Here is a 26,040-nt window from a genome sequence, read left to right on the forward strand (position 1 = left end):
CAACATTTCTTAGCCGGAAACTGGAGATGATGTTGTCAAAACCGAATAATCCCAGATTTGAAACTGCCACGCCTCGTCTAAATGATAGACTTCTTCCAGTAAAGTTAAAACCCGAGAAAAAAGTAACCCTAACATTTCGATTAAATATTAATCCCATTCCTATCACCCTCCTAATCACCAAGATAGTAATAGTGTATGAATTGGTTAATATATTGGCTTGGACTTATGCTATTAATCTGTCAAAATTCTCCCGGATATCTTATCCCGCCCAATCGCAACGCGGCTTTCAATCCATGTCGGCAGTGCATTACAATATCACCTAAAATATCAATTTCTATACTTCAGAACTTTATTTGTCACTTCAAAACTTTATCGTCTACTTCAAAACTTATTTGTCACCCATTACTACTTGTTGGATTACAAATATGTTTTGAAGTGCAAGAAACCAGCAAACTCAAGGGTTTGCTGGCTTTTTCTGAAAATAAAATCACAAATAAAGTTCTGAAGTGGTTTAATAGCCAAATTGACTGTATTTACAAATTTGTTTTGAAGTACTTCTGACAAATTAATCAAATCGCCTCCCTCTGAGTAATTCAGTAAAGCAATTCGTGCCGTAAAACACATTTTGACAAGCAGAAAAGGGGTTCTGGCGTTAATCATGTTTAAATCATACGAAGACAATTTGAGTATTTGATCATTCGTTCTGCACTGTGAAAAGCGGGTAATATTTCTGTTGTATTTTGAAAGCTTTTTCGGACAAGAAAAATGGTTGCTTTAATATTGCCCTTCTTCGTGCGATGTAACCGTTTAGCGTACGTTAATTTTTCCACACAGCATTCCTCGTATAATTTGCGTCATAGCCAACTGAATATTAACCGTTTTCAACGTTTCCACGTTGCCAGCTATGTCAGTAGAACGGTAGCCCAACGTATCTCGGCCGTCTTGATCAATGCATCGTAACCTCATAATTGCCTTCATGTAAGCCTGTCGCAACACCACGATTATTCGAAAGTGTCGGTTTACCTGGCACCCCGTTCGCAAGCAATGCCGGACTGACGGAATGCCGTTCGAATTTGACTGCATCAGCCCTCGTATAGATCATATCGGCAGGGAGGGTTGGCGGATCTACCGTTGTCTGAGTCTCTCTGGTTAAACGAACATACTCACTGCCGTCTCCTGTAAAGTCGAACGTTCCCAGATTAACCCAACCCGACGAGCCGACTGTCGCGTCGATATACGTGGTCTCGGTAACCGACTGATGCTTCACTTCCACTTTGACATGATTATCGTTTGCCGTTGTGTGGACGAGTTTGTAGATCGAGACCGTATATCTTCCCTCAGGAAACTGAGCCTTCCACGTCGCCGATGATCCTTGAACTGTAGAGTAGCGGGACTTAACACCAATTTTGTAGCCGGCTAAATTGCTTTGGCTCCAAGACCCTTCCGTAGTGTATAACCCGGTCGTATTCGTGCTGTCGACAATAACCGTCAGGTCCTTAATCGTTATAGCCAAAGGCGGTGTTGTTAAGGTCACTCCGTCCATCGTTACAGTGGCCCACACCGTGATATGGTCTGTGGCTCCATCAAGGCTTTGAAGGGTCAACAAACCGCTGCTGTCCACTACAGCCAGATCGGTTCTATCAACAAAATACTGCACATTGGCATGTGCCAGATCACCGATCAGACCGTTATCCAAATAACCGGTTACACTCAATTGAGCAGCTCGAGTCATCTGCAGCTCATCCTGATTCGACAGGATGGCCACCGACTCCAGCAGCGGCATCCGATTCGGATCCACCCACATCATCGCATCGGCAACTACCCGCGACTTATTGGCCTTGTTGGTTAATTCAACATATCCACTATCGCCTGCTGCAAAAGGATAAGCTCCCAGGAACACCCACGTCCCATTGGCCGTTGTCTCATCAACGGTAACCGTCTGTGAACCCCCGCTGTAATAAACGGTAAAGGCGGCATTGGTTGCCCAATTTTCACTCGTGGCGGTTATTTGCGGAAGCTTGTAATACACGCTATAAGTAACACTTTCCGGCAGCTCGGGCCGCCAGACAATCTTGCTAGTCGCTGTACCTGAAATTGATTTGGCATACACATAGTTATCGTAGTAATAGTCATTAGCCGTTGTATCCCGTATCCAGACGCCTTCTGTCTCCGCCTCCGTATTATCCACAATGATGGAGGACCCCTCCTGCCAATCCGGTTGGACCGGCGTAACCGTTACCTGATCAGGCAGATATAGCGTTCGCTTGCGGGTCTGTTTCCCGTTCGATTCCACATAATAAGTGAAGGTTTGGGATAAATCGTTTACCCGTATCGACCATTCCATCGGATAGATCGTATCTGGAACGGTTGTGTACGTGGCCCCGCCGTCCAATGAGTAATGGATCGTCGCTGGTTTCGTTGTTTTGGCCTCTACGTAAGCATCGTAGGACGTTTCGTCGGGCTTGACGATTAGCATGCCTTTAACAGCATCTATTGGACTGTGAACATCGAAAAAATAGCTTGCATCCGATGTATCAGCCGTTCTAACCTGATGCAGTGGTACATCAATGTTAAGTCCTTCCACAATGATTGCTGTCATTCCCTTGCTTGAAACCGTGGCCTGAATGATTCCGCCACTCATGACCGCTTGCTCTGGTGTGCCATTATCGCGAATGATGGTTACGGTATAATCTTGTGCTGGGTCGAACCCAATAAGTTGTGCATTCAATTCGATTGGAGTCTGTACTTCAGCAGTCGATTCGTTGCTTAATCCAATGTAGAACTTATTTCCACTTTCCCCCGTTATCCAGTTCAATTGAGGATTGTTGGTCTGGATAACCCCTTTGGGCATCCAGAGCCAAACGTTCGAATTACCGTAGAATTGACCTGGTTTATTCCCATAGAGGTGATATTTGAACCATAGAAAATTAGTTTCGAAAACAGAAGGGAATGTAATGTTCCCATTCGATTTCAGCGATTGTTCGCTGATCAGATAATCCATCGTTTGCCCGAGCTGCGCTGGCATGTGGTGATAATAGATGGATGTGGCCCCGCTGGGACCTTCCAAAGCAAAATCCGGTTCCAGCTGACTAACGGCGAAGCCCTTATAGTAATAACCTGGATAGCTGGAATAGCGTCCAATGACCGCATTATGAGCGATATCCTGCAGCAGTTTATCGCCTGTGTAGAGCGACAATCTCAGCATGAATGGAGCCTCCTGCGCATTCATCCGATAATAGTTGGTTGTACTTCCCGCTTCAAATGTCAACCCGTTGGGTGAAACAAGCCAACTGTCCGCTTGTACGCCCCCGGCTACATCTTCTGGGAGCTTGCTCCTAGGATAATTGTATTTACCGCTTGCCGGCCAATGGAATGACTCCGCGTAATTATACGTCTCCGGCTGCGGAATCGTAACGGTGCCTCCGGGAACCGGACGAGCAACGAACATGGTAGCGTACTGTTTGGCTTCCTTGTACGCGGCATTCAAGTATTTGGGATCCCTCGTTTCCTCGTAAAGCTCCAAGATTTCCATCCACAGCTTGCTATAATAATAAATAAACTCATTTTTACTCACATTCACGGATTCAGGAGTATCGATATTCTGAGTGATATAGCTGTCGGCTGCATCCTTGGCAGCCTGTAAATACTGCGCATCCCCCGTCATACGATACATCATCAGGGGCTGAATGACAGGTCCGCGATCTTTCTGATCCGGATTGCGCACAAGGTACTCTTGCTGCCCCAGCGCTCGAATTCCAGGCGATGTGCCCATCATCTGATTGACAGCGGCTACGCTTGAAACATCGAATGGCAAGGTTGCCATTTTCCATAACGACGGCACGCCATATACGGGCTTCTGTGTCGGTGACCAACCGATACCATTTCGCGATACACCGTACTGGATGGACGGCAGCGCTCTCGTATCGTAAAGCTGGTCGTCTCCGGTCAAATAGTAAGCTCCCAGAAGAACCGCATTTGATGTTGTTCGAACGCTATCCTCGTTCTCGATGTCAATGAAGCCCTTGGCTCGGTTCCACCACCCGCTGGGCGACGGAACATAATTAACAGAGTCGTCACCCTGAGGCTCAATCTTGAGCAGATCGATCATATTGAACATCGCATCCGTAAGCGACTGTTCAGCGACATTTTCCCGGTAAGCCGAATAACCATATTCACTGCGGAGAATATCCCCGTAGGCCTTATATAGACTGCTGCTTTGAGCGATTAGCCCCATATGAAATTGATACGTGCTTTCCGCAGTCATTTCCGAATAAGTTCCTAGTTGAGGAGCATACAGGATCGGCTGCACGCTGCCTTCGTTGTTGACAAGACTCATGCCCAGCCGTTGTTTGGTAACGCCTCCCGTCGGTTCAAATTCGACCGGAAGCTCTTCCGATGGTACAAATACGCCATACGTCAAAGCGTTCCCCGCGCCGTCATTCTTTTCAACCAGACTCATCGGAGCGCTCAGCTCTCTTAAGCTTGTTGATTCCACCGAACCTACCATTTTGGCATGCGATCTGAAACCATTTAACACTTCATTGATGCCAGAGATTTGCTCTGTGGTGAAAGACTGATAGCCGATCACATAATTGCCATCCCGGCGAGGTGTAAAGGCGAAGGAAACATCTGGTTTGTCCCCAGACAGGGACCAGTTCACTTGTAAATCGTAATCGCTTCCATGCGAAGAATCGGTTAATACCGCCGTGTGGCTATCAGGGAAATTGATCCCGTCGAATGTAATCCAGCGTTTGTTCATCGTATCATAGTAATTGGTACGACTTCCTGCGTTCCCGTCCAACAAGACCCATTGTTCTTCAAGTCTTTCCGCCACATTATTGATTGCTACCCAGTTCCCCGTATCCGTGTCCTTGTAGAACAGATCACGAACGATGGATTTGCCTCCATCCCAAGCAGCTTCATAGAAGGTCGCCTTATAGCTTCCGTTCTCGATGCTGCCTTTTTCCGTATAACTGAGATTCGCCAATGTGCGGCTACGCAGCGGAGGCAACGGTGGAGCCTGCTGACGAATATTCCCTTCGAACTTGACGCTATCTGCCCGCGTAATGATGGTGCCCGTCGTAGGTTGCGTTCGAGTCAGTCTGACAAATTCGGTATCATTACCACTGAAATAATACTCCCCCAAATCAACCCATCCAACAGATGGTCCCGACGAGGGCCTGAGATCCATAAACATGACATCCGTAATCCCATTATGCACAATTTCGATTTTTACATTACTATCTGCTTTATCCGCCCAATTAAGCTTGTTGAACGATATTCTCGCTGTTCCTGCTTCCAATCGCGGATTCCATGTGATGCTTCTTCCCACCGCATCTGTATAGTTGGAACTGGAATTATTATACCCCTTCACTCCTGTACTAGTGCTCCAATAAGGAGCCGAGTATCCGTTATTCTTGTTATCCACATCAGTGGTGACGACACCATCAATCGTGAGGCTCCCGTCATCGATGATAATGGTCTTGAACGGTACAGTCTCCGCACTAGCCGTCCTTATTCCGAATAGGCTTAATGGAACTATTATCGTCATGATGAAAACGATTAAGAAAAACAGCTTCATCTTTATCATACAGCTCACTTCCTTCCCTTGAATTGGTAGCGCTTTCAAATATTCGCAACCTCCTTTATTCACATGATCGCAAAGAAGCAATTATCCGCATCCTACTGGTTAATCTCCCCTTTGTCTTTGATATCATAGCATGTCGCTTAACCGTGAAATTTCTTTAATTTCTTTAATTTCTTATAAGATTTTAAGTAAAAAATAAACCTGCAACGTATTCGTCTGCTCAACAGCAGTCAGATACGTTGCAAGTTTTACATTAGGAATAAAACGACTTTAAACTACACTAATGGCGGCTGTACTAACAACAACTTGCCAAGCTGGATCACTGTTTGATCGTACCAATCCGGATGCTGCCGAACATGCTCAATGCTTCGTTCATTACCGCATACCTCAAACACGGCCGCTTTGTCTGTCTTCTCGGTATCGACTTCGAAGCGAACCGTATGCTTCCCATTCGGGAGCTCCGGCAAGAAAACATACTGATTCCGATTATGATCGTTATGCGGTGTGAATCGATCCACAAGGAAGGGATCCCCGCCGTCCACCGTCACCTTCAATCTGCCGGAATCTGGCCCCCCGATATCGAACAGTCCAATGTGTGTGCCTTCGAACTGCACCGTGATAGCCTCCCCCGGATCGACCGCTCGCCATAGGCCGGAGAACAACCAATCATACTCTCGGGCCAAAGCTGAATCATCGGGAGTCACGTAGGACCATCCAGCCGATAAATGGGCATGACCATCCAGCGGCAGCATAGTCGCGTACTCCCAAGGATTGGCCGGGACCAAATGGGCCTGAGGCAAGTTATGTTCGACTCTTCCCAAGTGACCTTGAAGTTCGCTCATTTTCTCAAACGACCGAGTGATCGTATCTGTGTAAATCTGGTGTCCTTCGGGAATTGTCGGATGGATCGAATCATGCGTAAAAACAATGGCTCCGGGAATGGACTTGTCTGCCCCTGAGGTAAAAATGAGCTTTCCCTCCGACACCAAATGACTGACCGCTACGCCCAGATGAATCGAAGGAATACCGTAATAATCGGCCACTTCCTCTTGCATAAGAGCCCCCTTTTGGTATTCCCCGGACTGAAATAAGGCCACATCCCGCTCCTTCAGCGTATAAATGAACAGGATATCAGTAAACCGGCTCCGCTTACGTATTTGACGGACGATCCCTTCGATCCGCGCCTTGGACTCGGGCACTCCGCCATCGTTGCCGACAAATTCAACAAACACTAGATCAGGCTGATGACGCAGCACATCTCTCTCCAAACGGGCGCAGCCCAAATCCGACCCTGTCCCAGAAATGCCTGCATTCACACAGCGGATATCCGCCTTGGGATATTGCCCACGAAGCCAATCCGCCGTCATGACTCTATATCCTTCAGAACGCGTATTACTGCCGCCAAAATAGACGATTGTCACGGTTTCCCTATTTTCCAACTTCTGAATTACATTAGGTAGCCCTCTTCGAGGGAATAATTCCTTCATCGCGACTTCACCTGACCTCACTTATCGTTGTAGGAGCAAACAATTTTACAGCAAACACTTCATGATAAGGCGAACCGTAAGTTGCGCAGAAATTAATCTGAATTCGGGTTACACCTTCCGCATCCACCTTATGTTTATTCAACGTGAGATAATTGCCACGGATTACGATTTCCCTCTCCGTTCCGTCTTCTAAGGTCAAGATCACATCATAATCTTGGATAAGGGACTCGATCGGATCGTCGAAATGCTCCAAATCCAACTGCGAATTGAAAACAAGATGGATTTCGTCCAGATTTTTGGGGCTTGCAAAAGAGAATTCCAACCATTCCTGTCCTTCTGTACGTTCGGAAATCCAGCCGTTTGGCAGGCCATAGGGCCTGGAGTAGCCGTTGACGAGATTCTCGGGATTATACATATTCTGGGATGGCAGCAGGTCCTTAAAGCAAATGCTTTTATTGAATTTCTTCAGCCTGGATGGCACTTCCGGCCTATAATGGAAGCTGACCGCTCCTGTCATTTTCTCTTCATTGCCGTAAACGGCAAGCTTTGCTGTACCTTCCAGTACGATGTAAATTTTGTCGTCCGCCGGCTTCTTGCAGCCCAAGTCCAGCGTAGTCCAGTCGTCATGACCAGCTGCAATAGCCAAGCGGTAGTCTTTCAACTCGCTGTCTGGAATGTAATTTTCCTTCCGTTCCCCGCCAAACAGCTTCACATGCAGAGTTTCCGAATGCTCGGAAATATTTTTAATTTTAATCCGTACGCTTTCCGCCACGGATGTCTGAATCGGCAAGACCAAACATAACCCTTGCTCCAAAGGAATCGCTTCGGTTGGATGAGGATTGGCATAGCTGCGCTGAGACGAGGCACGAATATTTAATCCGTCAGCGAAGTAAGGATCCAATTCCTCTTGAAGCCCTACAATCGTTTGTCCGTCTCGAAGCAGCAGCGCCTGCAGCTCCCCCATATGAGCCTCGACTATGGCTGCGGGGTCTACCTCATATTTCAAACATAACGAAGCAGCCGTTCCAACCGCCTGCCCCATACAACCGCAGGTAGCCATTACTCTTGTAGAACCGAAAGCAACATGGGTAGCACTTATATTGCGACCAGCGAACATGAGATTAGGAATATTGCGGGAAAATAAACTACGGAACGGAATATTGTACAAGCCAGGCACGAAATTCCATGCTGTAGCCGGCCCCTCATCGTAGATGCCCTTAGCAGCATGTAAATCCATATACCATCCCCCAACGGATACAGCATCTTCGAAATGCGGCTTTGCTGTAAGATCGTTCTGAGACAACATGTGATCCCCTATAAACCGCCTCGACTCCCGCTTTCCCGGAATCGGGCATACATAATCCAAGATGAGATTGTCCACATCATCAAATTCGCCGCTATTTTTGATATAATCCCAAATCCCGTAAACCAATTTCCGCAGCTCCAATGCGATGTCTTCATTGTTTGCGATAACATCCATATGTCCGCCGTATTCCAGCCACCACAATCCGCCGAGCCCGTTGATTTTTCTAGGGAAAGCCCGATGGTTCAAGCCTTTTCTGATACTATCGAAAAAGTCCAGCTTCGTAATATCATACGCAAAGCCAGGCCGCTTGTACGGAACGGAATATTCGACGTCACGGGCTTGAAACAGGATCGTGTCTCCCATGGTGTAATGATCCGCCACTTCGGGAGCCAAGTCTTCCTTGTATTCATGCCTCGCTTCTCTCCCCCATCGGAAGAGCGCACCTGCCTGATATCCGACAACCCCGTCTCCGGAGCAATCGATGTAGGTTCGGCTTTCAAAACGGAATTTCCTTTCGGAAGCCAATTGAAGTCCTTCCACCCATTTAATTCTTCCGTTCTCCATTCCCGTTTCATGCACGCAGGTATTCAAAAATAGAGAAATGTTAGGCTCATCATAGACCATATCCAACAGGACCGTATCCGAGAGCGAGAGCATAAGCTTCTTGTTATATAGCGGATTATAGTGGAAAATCCTCAGTTTGAGTTCTTCCACCAACCCGCCCTCACGCGCATAATAGGATGGACTATTTCCAAGATAGGCCGACCCGTTGATATGAACCCTGACCTCGCTGCTGGCATTCCCCCCAAGAACCGGTCGATCATTAATAAGTGAAACTTGCAGCCCTTGACGTGCGGCAGCAATGGCGGCGCATAGCCCAGCAATACCTCCGCCTACGACGGTTACATCCGCTTTAATAAGCTCCATTGTGATAACCTCCATGATTAGATACATCTATCATGGTAATTCTTTTGAACCCCGTTTTTTTACATGATTTCGCGAAAAATTCATACATTTTTTTGCAACCTTATTTGGATTCATACCGTGTCATTTTTATCCGATATTGCTTGGGTGTATCGCCTGTATATTCTTTAAATAATTTACAAAAATACCCTTCATTTACAATTCCAACTTCCTCACACAATTCCAATAAAGAATAATCCTGAACATTTAACAGCTCGAGAGCCAATTGAATTTTTTTACGGTTGATGTAGCTGATAACGCCTTCGTTCATTGTTTTTTTGAAAAGACTGCTAAAATACGATGGAGCTAAATTCACTTCCTCGGCAATAGCCTCCAACGTTAAACGCTGGTTCAGGTTTTTCTCTATAAACCGCATGGCACTCATGATTTCTGCCCGATGTAAAAGTTGGCCAGCGTGTACATATTCGTATGTGAAGTCGCCAATATACGCTAGCTGTTCCCGAAATGCCATGAACTCGATGGGAAACTCTGCCACATCTGTGGTCAACATGTTCCCCGATTTAAATTTCACAGCAATGTCTCTGTACAAGTCTCGAAGCATAGGTGCCATGATGGACTTATGGATTTTATGATCCGTAACAAATTGGTTTAAATCAGCAAATTCTTTCTCCAGCTCTTCCTTGGAAACCTTTCTTTGCACCCATGCAAGGAAATTAGCCAGTTTCTGCTGAAAATCCACCTTTCTGTCATTACGGTAATGGAACCGATGCGCGGGTGTTTTCACTACTTTCTCTGCATGATAATAGAAATCCTCACTCACATGATTAGCTTCCGAGTAAGCTTGTTTGATGGATTCCCAGCCTCGGTGCGGACCGCCAAAAGCGACGGATACCCTTTGATTCAAATATTGATGCAAATGAGAGACGATCTGACTCCCCAATGTCTGGCAAGCATATTCCGTATCCATCTCACTGCGATTATTTTCCCAGGAAAGAAAGCCAATAAAACGATTATCGGAGAAATCCGTAACTACACCCTTGCCACAATTCATCACCGTTTCTTCGATTACATTCGTAATCGCATATTTCAAGATGTTTTGGTCAACCGCTGAATATTCATGGCGAAAACTTTCATACAGATTCATTTCAACAATAAAGCAGCAATAGTTGGCTTGAAAGAAATGGAACTGCATACGATTGGCGAAATCGGATGCCCGATGAGAAGGGATTTCGCCTCTGATCAGCTCGTTAAAAAATTGCTTACGGACTCTATATTTATTTTCAAGAACGGATACGTTTAAAGATTGAAATTCCTCTTCTTTTTTCTTAACCTCATCCAAAATTCCGGCTGCCTTATCCAAAGCTCGATCCAAATCCGCTTCCCTGAGCGGAACCTTAACAATGTACTCCAATACGTTGGCATGAATAGCTCTCTGAGCGTACTCAAAAGACGAATAGGCAGTCAAAAGAATGTATTGGGTATGGGGCAGCTCCGGCTTTAACTGCTCAATCATAGAAATTCCATCCATTCGTGGCATGACGATATCGGTTATTACGATATCCGGCTTAAGCCGTAAGATCTCCTCGATCCCCTTCTGCCCATTATTCGCTTTGCCCACCAAATGGAATCGCCCTTCCTTATGGGAGAGCTCGCTAAAAAACAGTTCCAATCTTTGGATGATTAGATCTTCATCATCAACGATGAAGCAGGTGTAGTTTCTCACCATCATGCATCTCCTTTAAACATGCCTGCTGGGAATATTGCGCGGACACGGGTTATTTCATTCGGTATGCTAATGATTTGCAGCCCGAACTGTTCTCCGTAGTGAAGTCTTATTCGACCATGAATATTGTTTAACCCAATTCTTTTCCTTTTTAGCTCTAGATCACTCGGTTCTGAATCTAGAATATGCTTTATTCGATCCTTTGGAATACCTTCGCCTTGATCAACGACTTCTATCATGACGATGCCGCCCTGCTCGTATGCATGAATAGTAATCGAACCTTCGATTCCCCCTCCGTTATAGCCATGGAAGATACTATTCTCCACAATGGGCTGCAGCAGCATTCGAAATACGGGGAAATCCATTAATCCATCTTCGATATTCTCAATCAAGTGGAAGTGCCTGTTATAACGGATGTTCTGGATCGCGATATAGTCCGCTACATTTTGCAATTCCTGACGTAGTGAAACCTTCTCCGAAGCATCGGCTATCCCGTATTCCAATATTGAAATGAGAGACCCGATCACCACATCTACTTTCTCTATTTGTCCCAGACGTATAACATTGCTAATAGATCCAAGCGTGTTATACAAAAAATGAGGATTTATTTGCGATTGCAGTACTTGGATCTCCAGCTTCCGCTCAAGTTCATTATGAAGCTCTGCTCGCCGAATCAGTTCCACAATTTGTTGCAGCATACGGTCGAAGGCTCGGGAAAGGTCGCCGAATTCATCATTTCGGTTCATCGTCATTGTCGTTGTCAGACCGCCTTGCTCCACCCGTTTCATTTTTGTTTTGAGCGCATAGAGCGGATTCCTTATATATTTGGCAATAAAAAAGGAAATGAACAGACTTAATAGAAGACCGGCAACCAGAAGCCCAATATAATAGGTTTCCAATCTGGACAACGCAGCTTCCAAACGAGATTCATCGTTGATCGAGATGATGGACCAATTGAATTTCTCTATCGATTTCTTCAAAATGGAGACCGGCATGCCATCCTTGGTATGCAGTTGAAAGCTTGTTCCCGTAGTATCAAGAATTTGTTCCGCCGACATTTCCCCGATTGAAAACGTATGATCTTGAATATTCAGGGGACCTCTATTTTCTGAAAATCCGGCAATAATTTTGCCCGATGTGGTAATCAGGGCCAGATTCATTTGTTCTTTTTTATTAATCTTGAACAAGGTTTCTTCAATGGCATTTAGATCCAAATCTATCGCAATGGCCATAGGAAACGGAGAGCCATTCAGATATCGAACCATCGTAACTGTCCAGCCGGAATACTTGGATTTATAAGGATCACTGACAAAGGTAGTCCGTTTGTTCTTGTCGGCCGCATCAAACAACGGTTTTCTGTCAGATAAGGGTTCATCGAAAATTCGCGTCGGCGTACTTCCGCCTAGAATGGATAAATCACTATTGATCAAGTAAATGTTACTGACGTAATTACTATTGAGCTCATACAGCTCTCTTAATTGCTTTTTAATCACTTCCGTATTGTTAATGTTTGCTTTCACCGATGTTTCGACCGAGAACAAGATCGTTTGGAAAGAGGAAAAATTAACCGTTAAATACTGGTCAACTTTGTCCAATATTTGGTTTGTGTAATAAATACCATTGGTCCTTATTTCCTTTTGGACATAGCGATAGGACAGTTGGCTTATCAAGATGATGCAGCTTAATACAAATGCAAACACGATAAAAAATAGTTTTAAAGGCAAGCTGATTCTTCTTCGCATCGGTCATCTTCCTTTTAAATCTGTATTAAACTAAGAATAGCATAGGACAACAAAGAGAGGGGCTATTTATCGCCTCTCTCTTTGTTTATTTACTTGATTAGGCCATCTTCTTTAAATTGCTTGATTGCTGTATCCTTATATTTCTGCATGTCAAACTTGGTATCCAAGGTTTTGAGGAAATTATCCCAGTTGGTAAGAGGGTCTTTGCCCGTCATAAATTTGACTAAGCTTTCATTAATGAAACGTGTGCGGTCAGCTGCCAAGGTATCGCTCGGGTCTGCAGTCAATAAATTTCCGGGCAAAGTAAGTCCCACATATTTCTGATTGTTCGTGAAAGCTTCTGCCGTCTTCGGATTCTGGAAGTTGAAGTACTCGGCATCATCGCCACGGCGCGGCATTCTATAATGATCAACCCATAGATACTTTTCTTTCATTTCCTTCGATAACTCAGAGGTTTTATTTTTGACCTTGCCATCCACGATATCCCAATGAATCCCTTTGATACCGTATGCGAAATTCGGATAGGCTTCCTTGTCCGTAAAGAGATATTCCAGCATAGACAAGATCCGAATGATTTTGTCCTTGCCCGCTTTCTTGGAAATGGCCCATGAATTGCCTTGGAACGATTTTCTCTCCACGATTTGATCGCCGTAAGGCCCTTTCATTGGAGGAATGATGATCCATTCCGGTACTTCTCCGCCGATTTCTTTCATTTTCTGCTGATAATCCGGTTCCAGTCTGCGGGCATCTCTAATCATGAAACCAACTTTACCTTTAAATAACTTTTGGTCCAACAAATCGGGCGTATTCATCGTCATCCAGTCAGGGTCTACAACTTTGGCTTCCATCATTTTATTGATGTAAGCGAGCGCTTCCTTCATTTTGGGATCGATAAACAGGAACACCGGTTTATTGTCTTTCACTTCAATGGCTGAGGGAGGATTGACACCAAACATCCACATTAAGCTATCGAAGCCGTAGGTTTGCAAATTGCCTTCTTTATTCATACCGCCTATGAATCCGTACGTATCGTTTTTGCCGTTTCCGTCTGGGTCTTTCTCCGTAAAGGCTTTCATCACTTCGAACAGCTCGTCAGGGGTTGTCGGCACTTTCATATTCAGCTTTTTCAGCCAATCGTTGCGGATGAAGAAGCTTCGACTGATGCCGTTTACATTATCATAACCTGGAACTCCAATGGTTTTTCCCAGATATGACGTCGCATCCCAGGAGTCTTTACCGAAACGCTTCTGCAATTCGGGAAATTGATCCAGGTACGGAGTCAAATCTGCTAGAACGCCTTGGTCATAATATTGCGCGAGATCGGACCGACTCTTCAAGAAGAGCAAATCTGGAATATCCCCGCCTGCAATGAGCGTATTCAGTTTGGTTGTTGCTTGCCCAGCTTGAGGAATCATCATATCCAAGTCGATATTCATCGCCTTTTCCAAAATTTGGCGTTGAATATCTTCATCACGCGGAGGTATTGGAGCGGCAGCGTTGAAAGTACCTTGGTTAAACATCGAAATTTTCATTTTGTTCGCAAACTTGTTAGCCTCGGATTGAGGGCTGCTTGAAGCTGTCGGCTTCACTACTTCTTGGTCCCCACATCCTGACAATAGCGTTCCCAGCCCTACGATAGCAGCCAGGACAGTAAATGAAAGCTTTTTACGTTGCATATTGACCTCTCCTTTTGCTTGTATATATATTATCATGGTGTCCCCGTAACAACCTAGGTAGGAATTGCCTTTAACCTTTAATCGATCCCATGAGCACACCCTTCGTAAAATGCTTCTGCATAAAAGGATAAACGATCAAAATCGGAACCGTCGTCACGACGACAGCCGCCATTTGCACAGCGAACTTGCTGACCGTCCCGGAATTGGCAATCGAATCAGCGCTTTGTGTTGCGACGTTAAGCAGAATGTTGCGCAAGACTACTTGAAGCGGCATTAGGTTCGAATCATTCAAGTAGACAATCGCATCGAAATAACTGTTCCAATGCCCCACTGCATAAAATAAGGAAACGGTGGCAAGAACGGGCAAGGACAGAGGTAAAATGATCCGCCATAGCGACTGAAGTTCACTTGCGCCATCAACCCTCGCCGATTCCTCGATTTCAGCAGGCAATTGCTCGAAAAAGCCTTTAATGATCACTAGATTAAAAGCACTAATGAGATGCGGAATAATCAATACCCACGGGCTGTCCAGCAATCCCAGCGAGCGGACTAACAAATAAGTCGGAATCAGCCCTCCACCAAACATCATGGTAAACACAATGAAGATTAAAAATGAGCTGCGCCCTGGTAAATATTTTTTGGATAATGGATAAGCTGCTATGATCGTAAAAAACACATTAAGCGCAGTGCCTACAACCGTTCGAAACAACGTAATTTTATACGCCTGCCCTATACCATGAGAAATGAATACTTCTTTATAGGCTGCAAAAGTAAAGGATTCTGGTATAATAACAATTCCTCTTCTTAACACTTCCGATTCTGGCGTCACGGAAACAGCAACCACATATAGAAAGGGAAGCAAACAAAGTAGGGATAGCACAATAAGAATAATATAAACGGCTGCTTGCCATACTTTTTCCCCAATTGTCAGATTAATCATACGAAAACCACCTCACCAAATTTGACCATCAAATTTTTTGGCGAGCTTGTTTGCAGCCAAAACTAAAATAAATCCGATGGCAGCTTTAAACAATCCCACAGCAGTAGCCAAGCCAATCTTAAGACGCTCCAACCCTTCACGGTAAACCCATGTGTCGATAATGTCGATCTTCTCCTGGTTAAAGCTGTTGGCAAACATGAATATTTGGTCAAAGCCAGCGTCCAGAATATGGCTTAATTTAAGAATCAGCATCAGAATAATGACACCTCGAATGCCGGGTAATGTGACATGCCATAGCTGTCTCCATTTGGAAGCGCCATCAATTCGAGCCGCTTCATATAAGCTTGGATCGATACCTGCTAATGCGGCAAGGTACAATATCGCTCCCCATCCAATATCCTTCCATATTTCAGATAAGATTATCAGCAGTCTGCCCCAGGCAGGTTCCGTTAGAAAGGAGATCGGCCCAACACCATTTTCCTTCAAAATCATATTAAAAAGGCCATCTCCTGGGGCTAATAATGCCACCATCAGTCCATAAACAATGACCCATGACAGAAAATGGGGCAAATAAGTGATTGTTTGTACGATTTTCTTAAACCATTGGGTATACACTTCATTGAGCAGCAAAGCTAATACGATGGGAGCGGAGAAACCGAACAACAACTTATACAGCGATATGATAATCGTATTTCTCATGATGTCCCAGAAATAAACGCCATTAATAAAATCTTTAAAGTTTTTCAATCCCACCCATGGGCTATCCCATAGCCCCAAAGCCAGGTTATAATTTTTAAAAGCAATAATGATTCCCGCCATAGGAATGTATTTGAATACAGCAAAGTAAACTAATGCCGGGAATAAAAGAGCATACATCACTTTATGCTTTTGTATCGTTCTTATCCATGAATTCCGCTTATGGGGGAGGGGAATGGCGTCCGCTGCCAATTTCGCTTGCATATCATCACCTCGTCTTTATTTCTATTTGTATAATAGCATCCCCATATCGGATTAATTTCTGTAATTTCAAGAATTTCTTATAAGATATTAAGTAAGTGGAGCCTTGGAAAATTCCAATACAATAGGCATGAGAAACAAACGGACAGAGTGACCGTCACCGTTTCTAGGTCCTTTCACCTTGTCTGTAAAATAACTTCAAGACTTAATTGTCCCCGCTCTGCTGCTTCTCTCTTCTTTAAAAGACAAATAAAGTTCCGAAGTGGTTGCACGAATGACATTGTTATATTAACGAGAGTGGAGACGTTAAGCCTCATTGCAAAGGGGAAATGGAGCTGTACAAGAGGCTATAAAATACTCTTCGTGCGTTACCTTCATAAATCCGTTGTCACCGGAATAAATAAAGCCTCAATGAGTTGTTCCCAACAATGAGTGTTGGGTGACAAATAAGTTTTGAAGTGCAAGAAGCCAGCAAACATAAGGGTTTGCTGGCTTTTCTTATAAAATCGATTTACAAACTAAGTTTTGAAGTGATGTTTTCGAGTGGAAAACCTGATTTACAAATAAGTCTTGAAGTACTTCTTACAAACAATTTATAAAGAAATCCCCTTCAACAAAGGTTATCCAGATAGTTTAATTTCTGATGCGGCCACCACATTATTACTCATATTATTATTTTTGAATGGGTCGTTCAAAAATAATCTCAATATGCTGTAGGTTTACCATGGCCATTATAGTTTGTCGGTAAGACCTGTACTAATTTCCATCCTACTTTTGCATTTTCGTCAATTGTTTCTCGATGCGTTGCGAAAGAGAAAAACCTATCTAAAGTTGTTTCTACATTTTTGTATCCGTTCTTACCGTGTTTTTAATAATACACGGTTATAATTGTTGTATGTTCCAATTCTCCTCATCAATAGATCTATACAGTAGCCAACTTCTTCCATGCTCTATTGCCTGTTACCTCAACGAATCCAGGGAACAGCTGCCGCGAGGCGAACTGCTCCCTGATTATTACGCTATCGTTCCTCGTTTGCACTGTTCGTCAGTTTAGAAGTTTTTCTTATGAAAGTATTATTAAATTTATGATCCATTCAGCATCCCCATGAAACAATAAAGGCTAGCGCGTTCTAAGAGGGAATTGGTAAATTTGAGTTCTAATCCAACTGTTTAAAGTCAAGATTAAGAATTAAATTATTTATAGACCTATTCTGTTTTCGCAAAAATCAAGAATCTGCGAAATAATTTCGTTACCTGCAGAATCGTAATATCCTAATATATAGGCTATCTTGCTCTAGGCCCCGAATTCTTCAATTAGAGAGAATACCCAGGCTTATTTATCGCAACCATTACAAAAAGCTCCAATGCTACCTAATTCAAATAAGTAACCACATTCAGGACACAAAGAATATTTTGTTGCACATTTCGAACAAACAGGATCATGGTTTTCCTTTTGATGTTCAGCGTTAGTTCTACCGCAATCTACGCAATTTGTATCATCATCGTCAAATCCAAAATAATCACGATCTTTATTTAAAGCTTCATATTCGGCCACTTCAAAAGCACCGACTCTAACTTCAATCGAATCATCATTAATATCACCGGTGTCTGTTTCGAAATCAACTTCGAAAGACATTTCAATTGTTCCATAGAGAAGAATGCTCGCAGAATGCTTCTCGCTATAATGCTTAGAATAAGATTCACTTACAATAACCGATACACTTATAGCAAATCTTCCAAAAAACTCAACCACAGAACTCGATTCATCAAGCGACCTAATTGCCCATAATATTGAAAATATAAAATCTTCGGAAGTACCACGAGTAATGACTGAGAGCGCACTCGCACCAGAGAATTGGACTACAAAAGCCCTCTTGATTGATGAACTCAGAGGAGAAAGTGAGGATTTAGAAGAAATAAAATAGGTGAAGAAATAATTAGTGTCTTGTGGATTATACCAATTACTCATAAAGAAGCACGTATAATTTTACAAGAAGACATAGATGCTTTTGATGTTTACATAGAAAAGCTTCAGCATTCAATAATAGATCCCACTCGTCCTTATTAATAAGCAGTTCAATATCATTCGAACTACCAGCCATAGCCCACAGGTGGGTCTGCTGTTTTGGATGAACGATGTAGTCCGTGCTCCTTAAGAGCTCCTCTAAAGTCTTTCTACAATACTGAGTTCAAGGCACGATGAAAGAACCTGCGCGAGGACTTGGTTCGTCGCTCCATCTTTGACATATGACAGTTAAGCTCGTTGCCCCTTACCATATCAAATCGTTTTTAATTGCAAAACAGCATTACTGCTCTAGCTGACTCATCCAAGTTCAAAAGTTAAAAAACAAGCTTAGTCATCCGCTCCGACTAAGCTTGTTTTTATTGTTAAATCTTTGTATTGATTAGATTATTACCATCTAAGTCACTGCTAGTGTTATTGCTGTTGGGGTCAACAGTCCCCATATCATGACTATATTGAAACTGGTAGAATTCGAGGTCACACCGCGTCGTAAGCAATAATGAACTTACCTTACTTTTAACGGAGTCCTACTCCAACCGTTGGGCGTCACATATCCAAGTTGTCCATAATTGTTAGAACCCCATGCCCAAAGACTTCCATCTGTTTTTAACGCTAAACTATGAGACATTCCTGCTACGACATTCTCCACTCCACTGATCGTTGTTAGTTGTACTGGACTAAAGCGATCTATATTCGTTCCATCCCCCAGATTCCCCGAATAATTATATCCCCATGCCCATACAGCCCCATTATTATTGACGGCAAAGCTAACATTACCGCCTGCCGAAACATGACTAATTTGATTAAGTCCTGGGACTAGATTTCCGTCAGGATAACGATTATTGTTACCATTTCCCAGAGTACCAAAATTATTAGCTCCCCAAGCAGCTACTCTTCCATCCTTCAATAAAGCTAAACTATGAGATGCTCCTGCTGATACTTCGGTAACATTTGTTAATATTTTAACTGGAGTTGCTACAATATCTCTAGGCAAGTTACCGACCTGCTTAACTTGGTTATCTCCCCACCCCCATACAGATCCATCATTTTGTATGGCTAAGTTATGTGCATTTCCAGCATCTATGGCACTTATCCCGGCTAATCCGAGAACTGGTGCTGGTTTATATCGTGATATAACCGTGCTGCCATCTCCTAACTGTCCAAGTTCGTTCGCTCCCCATGCCCATACGGTTCCATCACTTTTTAATGCTATGCTGTAGTTTGATCCTGCCGCCACATTAATGATAGAACTTAGCCCTGGTACTTGTACTGGAGTGGGCTGCTTTGCTGCGTTACCGTTTCCTAATTGGCCTTTATCATTAGCTCCCCATGCCCATACAGTTCCATCATTTTTCAGGGCAATACTATGACTTGTACCTGCAGCAATTCGGCTGACCCCACTTAATCCAATTATATTAACTGCAGTACTCTTCGATACGAATGTTCCGTCACCAAGCTCACCTGAGTTGTTACTCCCCCACGACCAAACGGTTCCATCACTCTTTAGTTGTAGACTGTGGGTTGAACCTGCGGCAACCATTGGCACGTTACTAACAGACGTTCTAAGCATCATCCATCCTTCATCAGACCAAACAGACCAAGTCGTACCATCGCTTGCTTTGACTCTTACTCGAAGTTTTTGATTCACAGGCAATTCACTCATTGCAGTCCAGCTATTACTAGTACTATTTGTATTTTGTGTAGCAATACCAGAATCCAGTATCACTGTTGTCCCTGCTTCATCCAATACCTGAACCTGGTACGATGCAAAACTTGCTAATGCTTTGGCTATCTGATTCCATGATATTTCGGGTTTAGTGCCAATCAGAATTGAAGGGCTCTGTTGCGTTCCAAACGGTGAAGTCAACGTCACCACTGGTATTTTTTCGGACATCACTGCTCGAGGCAAATAGACATTTGTTGTTGTCCCTAACCCTAGCTGACGCCCATTATTATCTCCCCATGCCCAAACTGAACCATCGTTCCTCATTGCCAAAGTGTGATCACTACCGGCGGACATATTATTCACATCACTAATTGATGTCAGTTGCACAGGATTATTATTGTTTATATTTGTACTATTTCCTAATTGACCTGAAGCATTGTTTCCCCATGTCCATAGAGTCCCATCGCTTTTTAGAGCTACATAATGTGACGAGGCTGCTACCTGCTTTATATCAGTTAAACCATTAACCTGTTTTACTAAAGCATTTGACACCCCGCCCCAAGTCCACACGGTACCATCCTGCTTCACTGCAAGACTACCGAGTCCATCACGTGCAGATGCTGCTATTTGGACAATTCCATTTAATCCAACTACTTGTACGGGGTTCATCCGATTAGTTGTCGTTGTATCTCCTAATTGCATATAATTGTTAATTCCCCACGCCCATATCGTACCATCATTTTTTAAAACTAGACTAAATTGATTTCCAGCAGATATATCTTTCACGCCATTAATTTGTTTTTGTATAGGAGATAAACTATTAGTAGAAGAACCACTTCCATTTCCTATTCCCCATGCCCATAACGTGCCATCACTTTTTAAGGCTAAACTATGACCTACTCCGGCAGATATAGCAACAACGTTAGTTAGATTCGGAACTTGTACTGCTGTCAATCGATTCGTAGTAGTCCCATCTCCAAGCTGGCCACTATAGTTCGCTCCCCATGCCCATACAGTTCCATCATACTTCAACGCTAAAGAGTGATTTCCATATCCCAAAGTAGATATCGCCCTTACATTACTTAAATTAGCCACTTGAACAGGTGTTGATTTGGTCACTGTTGTCCCATCACCAATCTGCCCGTACATATTATTCCCCCAAGCCCATACTGTTCCATCATCTTTCAGCATTAGGCTGTGATTATCTCCTGCTTTAACCATAGAACCTTGTGGATATTGAGAGAGAACAAACCACTTAGGACTCGACCAATCAGACCAAACTGTTCCAACGCTAGCTTTAACTCGCACCTTTAACTTAATGTCTTTTACCAAGTTATTTAAAGCTAATTTCTTTATGTTGGAGTTACTATTTTCATTAACAATTCCAGTATCGAATAGTACAGTATTATTTTGATCTAAAACTTGAAGCTGGTAACCAGTAAAGTCCGAGTTACTCGAATCTGTTTGCACCCAAGTAACCGTTGGTGTCGAATTGTAATACCAGGGCTCTAACTCTGTTCCTATTAGAGACGTTATTTCTACAGCAGGCTTTAATTGTAATTGTGGAATAACGTAAAAGTTTATCTCTTTAGGCAATGTCTCATTAGTTGAAACATATCCTAAACCTAACTGCCCACTCTCATTTTTCCCCCATGAATAAATCTTTCCATCGTTTTTTATTACAAAATTAGTTTCTTTCCCAGCAAAAACAGCGTTAATTGAATCTAATCCTTGAATCTGTTGGGGAACATTTCCGATTCCATATCCCCACCCCCATACAGTTCCATCTTCTCGTAATGCTAAAGCATTGGATCTTCCTGCCGAAATTGCAATAAATCTTCCGTTTACTAATACCTTGGTTGGCGTAGATCTTTTTACAGGTGCAGTGTATTTATGGATTTGATAGGTCATTGGAAGGCCATTTCCTAGTTCCCCATTACCATTAATCCCCCAACTCCAAATACTCCCATCACTATCCAAAGCTAAACTATAACTACCGCCTGCCGATATCGCAACGATTGAATTTAAGTTTACAACTTGAATAGGTGTAGTAGAGCCTGTGGCATCAAGGTTCGACATATCTGAATAGTACATATGGTCATCAAAATCTGTAAATCCATATTCAGTATATTTACCATCTCCCAACTGCCATCCCCCATTACAACCCCAAGACCAAATTGTCCCGTTACTTTTAAGGGCTATACTATGACAATATCCCGCGGAAATAGAAATTACAGAATTAAGATCTTTGACCTTCGAAGGAGAATGTATTCTGTTATATGGAGTATCGTTGATTCCAATACCCAACTTACCACTTGCATTATTTCCCCATGACCAAACTTCTCCACTATCAGTTAATGCTAAATCATGGTCATATCCTGATGAGACATAAACCGCGTTGGTAACACTAGCAACTTTATTGGGGACTTTCCCATCCACGGGACCAATTACTCCCAGTCCTTCTGCAGTCACATTACCCATTTCCCATACTGAACCATCTTTTTTAATAAACAGGCTACGTTTTTCTCCAGCAGACATGCTTTTTAAATTTTCAATATTGTCACTAACAATGGGACTTGTCAAATTTCTTTTATTTACTTCACCAAGCTGTCCTGAACTGTTATTTCCCCAAGTCCAAAGAACTCCGTTACTTTGAGTTAGTAAGCCATGATCTCCGAATGATGATAACAATGGAGTAGTGAAAATAGTATAGTTATCGCTTATTTCTGAAAAATTACTTGCCCTATCTTTTGCTTTTAGTTGGATGTTATAAGTTGTTCCTGGTGTTAGGTTTCCTACTATGAATCTTGAATTTGCTGTAGAACCTACCTCTTTTGAATCCACGTAGACTATATATGTCTCAACACCACTTAAATTATCTGTTGAAGGAGTCCATGCTATCGAGATAGTATTTGTTGCCCTATTTGTAACATTTACTCCGTTTGGTGTAGATGGAACAGTCTTGTCAATTTTAATGACAGAATGTGATTCCTCGCTAATGTTACCTGCATTATCTAAACTACGAGCAAAAATATCTAAAATGCCTTCATTTGAAAAAGTCATAGGATTAATATAATCTTTCCACGACTCGTCAACTTTGAACCTATATTGTGTTTTTTGCACACCACTGAGCTTATCTATACCTGGAGTAATAGAGACATTCACATCTTTGTTTGTCCAATTACTTTCACTAAGGTTGATTACAGGTTTGCTAGGAGCAGTTTTATCAATCAAAATTAATGCGCGTGCCTCAGAGCTAATATTACCTGCGTTATCAATGGAATGTGCAAAGATTTCTGTCTTACCTTCAGTAGTTACAGTAACGGGTGAAGTGTAGTTAACCCAGATTCCATCATTACCCACTTTATACTGTGTATTTTTTATACCGCTTCCGTTGTCCATCCCTTCAATTATTGTAAAAGATACATCAGTATTGGACCAATCATTACTACTTAAATTAATCGTCGGCTGTGTTGGGCTTGTTTTATCAATATAAACAGTGACTTTTGCTTCAGTGCTTATATTACCGGCAATATCTATACTACGAGCATAAATTGTAGTTTCTCCCTCTGAGCTAACTAATATAGGTGAGGAGTAATCAGACCAATTTCCTGTCTCACTGATCCTAATTTGACTTTTAAGAACATGACTTTCTTGATCTGTCCCCGCAATGATTTGGACTGTTACATTGTTTTTTGTCCAATTGCTCTCACTCATTATTATCTGCGGAACTGTTGGTGGAGTTTTATCTATCTGTGGTTGCCTGCTAACTTCAATGCTTATATTACCGGCAACATCTATTGTCCTAGCATATACAAAACTTGTACTAGTTACTATAAAAGGTGCTATGTAATCAGTCCATGGATCCGTATTGTTTAACCTGTACTGACTTTTTTGAGCACCACTGCCATCATCAAATCCATTTTTTATGGTGACAACGACATCACCATTAGTCCAAGTTGAAGGGCTAAATTCTATAATAGACTGCAATGGAGATATTCTATCTATATAAATTTTTGTAATTTTATTTGATTCTATATTGTTATTTGTATCCACAGAATGATAAATTAGCGAAACTGTTTTATTATTATCTAATGTGACAGGACCATTGTAATTAATCCAATTTGCACCACCATCAATACTATATTCGGTTGCTCTAATACCCGAATCATCTGATGCAGTTAATTGAAAAACAACAGGACTTGTGTAGAATCCCCCCCCTCCCTTTACACCAGAGATAATACTTAAGACAGTCGTTGGGGGAGTTGTGTCCCCTTTAATGGTTATCTTCTGAGATTTTATAGTCTCGACATTATTACTGTTATCTGTTGACTTATATTTTAAAGAGTATACCTTAGGAACAGTTAAGGTAATGGGGCCTGAGTAAAGGTTCCAGCTTGCTCCACCATCAAGGCTGTATTCAGTCTTCTGTACTCCCGATAAATCATCTACAGCAGTAAACTGAATTTGAACCGTTCCATAGTAAATACCTGACCCCATTGAACTACCTGTAATATTAATGGATGTACTCGGCGGAGTTACATCACTTGTTATGCCTACAAATCCATTGGAATTTAGTGGTAATTGTACTCCGTACACGTCGAATTGCACTGTCTTGTTGTATTGTTCTTTGATTGCTGACGCAATATTCACAAGCCCAAATCCATTCACTTTATCTGATTGATTCGAATCGGCAGATTGGAGTAGTGCCAACCTGACTTGCTCGTTTGTCCAAGTAGGATGAGCTGACCATACTAAAGCTGCGGCTCCTGCTACAAAAGCTGATGATGCAGAAGTTCCCCAAACCTTGACATAACTATTCCCTACACTTGTAGTCAATATATCTGTACCGGGAGCTAGTAATTCCAATCGTTCACCATAATTTGTGAAGCTTGAAACAGATAAATCTTGATTAATAGAACCAACCGATAGGACAGTTTCCGAATTAGCAGGGTACCTCAAAGTATTAATTCCATCGTTACCTGCTGCAGAAATTAGCAATATACCGGCTTGCCAAGCTTGCTGCAAAGCTTCGGATAATGCCTGACTTTCTTCTAATCCACCAAAACTCATATTAATAATATTCATATGATTATCGATTGCCCAATCGATACCGGAGATAATTTGACTATAATACCCTTCACCTTTATCCCCCAACACTTTTACTGCATACAATTCAGATGAAGGTGCAATGCCTTTAATACCGATTTTATTTATTTGAGAAGCAATTATCCCAGCTACTTTAGTTCCATGTCCTTGAACATCTTCATACGACCCACTTGGAAAGGATACCCCTCCAGTAACATGAAGATCATTATTTAATGAATCTATTCCTGTATCTAGTACTGCAATTTTAATACCTTGACCGTAATTATTATTTTCATGAAGTTCATCAGCATGTAAGAAATCATATCCCCACGACTTCTCTTCATATGTATCCTCCACAACAGTGTTAACCGAATTTAACAAAACTGCCTTCTTATTCTTTTCTATGTATGAAATTTCCGAATTCTGCGAAAGCTGAACCATTTGGTCATCAGTAAGATCAGCTAATACAAATGGAAAATGTTCATATTCTTGTCGAATATGAACTTGATTTCTCTTGCTAATAAATTCATTCTTCATTCTTTTTTTTGCGTCTAAAGATTTAAACTTGACGATATAGGAGTGTGTCAAATCATTATAAACAGATCCATTTACCGTGCCATTTATTATATTCAGATCCACAGGCATATTGACTTGAGATTGTTTATAGGCTGGAGGAATATGCTGCACTGCACTCCCGTAGGTTGAATTCTCTACCGAACTCGGAGAGTAAGCATCACTATTAATATTTTGAGTATCTATCTCCCAATTCTCAGCAAATACATTACCCATAAGGCTAAACAACATTAAAATAATAAGCATTTGTGCAAGAACCCTTTTTATAGCCGCTTTATTCTGCAATCGCTTCTACTCCCCAATAATTGAAATTTTCATCTTAGAAATAATAGAAATAACCCTATGGTT

12 protein-coding genes are annotated in these 26,040 nt (G+C 42.5%); all 12 read right to left on the reverse strand.

All coding sequences use genetic code 11. From position 1 onward, the window contains the following. Positions 1–807: 807 nt before the first annotated feature. The 12 genes from GK047_RS24500 to GK047_RS24560 all read right to left on the reverse strand — a co-directional run bounded on the left by GK047_RS24500 (position 808) and on the right by GK047_RS24560 (position 25,977). Positions 808–966, reverse strand: a complete 159-nt coding sequence (locus GK047_RS24500; RefSeq protein ID WP_163952720.1) for a hypothetical protein — start codon at positions 964–966, stop codon at positions 808–810. After that, the gene (locus GK047_RS24505) at positions 947–5,629 is read right to left on the reverse strand and encodes a golvesin C-terminal-like domain-containing protein (protein ID WP_163952722.1); all 4,683 of its coding nucleotides are present in this window, start codon (positions 5,627–5,629) and stop codon (positions 947–949) included. Before GK047_RS24505 ends, GK047_RS24500 begins: the two co-directional genes overlap by 20 nt. A 233-nt stretch (positions 5,630–5,862) precedes the next feature. Continuing rightward, on the reverse strand, positions 5,863–7,074 hold the full coding sequence (locus GK047_RS24510; RefSeq protein WP_163952724.1) for an SGNH/GDSL hydrolase family protein: 1,212 nt from the start codon (positions 7,072–7,074) through the stop codon (positions 5,863–5,865). 7 nt (positions 7,075–7,081) lie between these two features. After that, positions 7,082–9,307, reverse strand: coding sequence for an FAD-dependent oxidoreductase (locus tag GK047_RS24515; protein WP_163952725.1), 2,226 nt, complete (start codon positions 9,305–9,307; stop codon positions 7,082–7,084). Positions 9,308–9,407: 100 nt separating this feature from the next. After that, positions 9,408–11,033: a response regulator transcription factor gene (locus GK047_RS24520; RefSeq protein ID WP_240344186.1), complete on the reverse strand. Its 1,626-nt coding sequence runs from the start codon at positions 11,031–11,033 to the stop codon at positions 9,408–9,410. Continuing rightward, on the reverse strand, positions 11,030–12,769 hold the full coding sequence (locus tag GK047_RS24525; protein ID WP_163952727.1) for a sensor histidine kinase: 1,740 nt from the start codon (positions 12,767–12,769) through the stop codon (positions 11,030–11,032). The genes GK047_RS24520 and GK047_RS24525 overlap by 4 nt, the downstream gene beginning before the upstream one ends. Positions 12,770–12,858: 89 nt before the next feature. Then, positions 12,859–14,445: an extracellular solute-binding protein gene (locus GK047_RS24530; RefSeq protein WP_163952730.1), complete on the reverse strand. Its 1,587-nt coding sequence runs from the start codon at positions 14,443–14,445 to the stop codon at positions 12,859–12,861. A 70-nt stretch (positions 14,446–14,515) separates the two neighbouring features. Next, entirely contained in the window at positions 14,516–15,385 is an 870-nt protein-coding gene (locus GK047_RS24535) for a carbohydrate ABC transporter permease (protein WP_163952732.1), read from the reverse strand. Positions 15,386–15,397: 12 nt separating this feature from the next. Then, entirely contained in the window at positions 15,398–16,345 is a 948-nt protein-coding gene (locus tag GK047_RS24540; RefSeq protein WP_163952734.1) for an ABC transporter permease, read from the reverse strand. 700 nt (positions 16,346–17,045) lie between these two features. Next, positions 17,046–17,132, reverse strand: coding sequence for a DUF4177 domain-containing protein (locus GK047_RS29870; RefSeq protein WP_346010387.1), 87 nt, complete (start codon positions 17,130–17,132; stop codon positions 17,046–17,048). Between the two features lie 543 nt (positions 17,133–17,675). Continuing rightward, positions 17,676–18,311, reverse strand: a complete 636-nt coding sequence (locus GK047_RS24550) for a hypothetical protein (protein WP_240344189.1) — start codon at positions 18,309–18,311, stop codon at positions 17,676–17,678. Positions 18,312–18,870: 559 nt separating this feature from the next. Further along, the gene (locus tag GK047_RS24560) at positions 18,871–25,977 is read right to left on the reverse strand and encodes an RCC1 domain-containing protein (RefSeq protein ID WP_163952737.1); all 7,107 of its coding nucleotides are present in this window, start codon (positions 25,975–25,977) and stop codon (positions 18,871–18,873) included. Positions 25,978–26,040: the final 63 nt, after the last annotated feature.

It is taken from the genome of Paenibacillus sp. SYP-B3998 (assembly GCF_010820665.1).
Classification (GTDB): domain Bacteria; phylum Bacillota; class Bacilli; order Paenibacillales; family NBRC-103111; genus Paenibacillus_E.

What these genes read in the sequence shown, in the direction of transcription:
- GK047_RS24515 (WP_163952725.1), bottom strand. Translation starts at nt 9,307, where the DNA reads ATGGAGCTTATTAAAGCGGATGTAACCGTCGTAGGCGGAGGTATTGCT.
- GK047_RS24535 (WP_163952732.1), bottom strand. Translation starts at nt 15,385, where the DNA reads ATGATTAATCTGACAATTGGGGAAAAAGTATGGCAAGCAGCCGTTTAT.
- GK047_RS24520 (WP_240344186.1), bottom strand. Translation starts at nt 11,033, where the DNA reads ATGATGGTGAGAAACTACACCTGCTTCATCGTTGATGATGAAGATCTA.
- GK047_RS24550 (WP_240344189.1), bottom strand. Translation starts at nt 18,311, where the DNA reads ATGAGTAATTGGTATAATCCACAAGACACTAATTATTTCTTCACCTAT.
- GK047_RS24500 (WP_163952720.1), bottom strand. Translation starts at nt 966, where the DNA reads ATGAGGTTACGATGCATTGATCAAGACGGCCGAGATACGTTGGGCTAC.
- GK047_RS24510 (WP_163952724.1), bottom strand. Translation starts at nt 7,074, where the DNA reads ATGAAGGAATTATTCCCTCGAAGAGGGCTACCTAATGTAATTCAGAAG.
- GK047_RS24525 (WP_163952727.1), bottom strand. Translation starts at nt 12,769, where the DNA reads ATGCGAAGAAGAATCAGCTTGCCTTTAAAACTATTTTTTATCGTGTTT.
- GK047_RS24530 (WP_163952730.1), bottom strand. Translation starts at nt 14,445, where the DNA reads ATGCAACGTAAAAAGCTTTCATTTACTGTCCTGGCTGCTATCGTAGGG.
- GK047_RS24540 (WP_163952734.1), bottom strand. Translation starts at nt 16,345, where the DNA reads ATGCAAGCGAAATTGGCAGCGGACGCCATTCCCCTCCCCCATAAGCGG.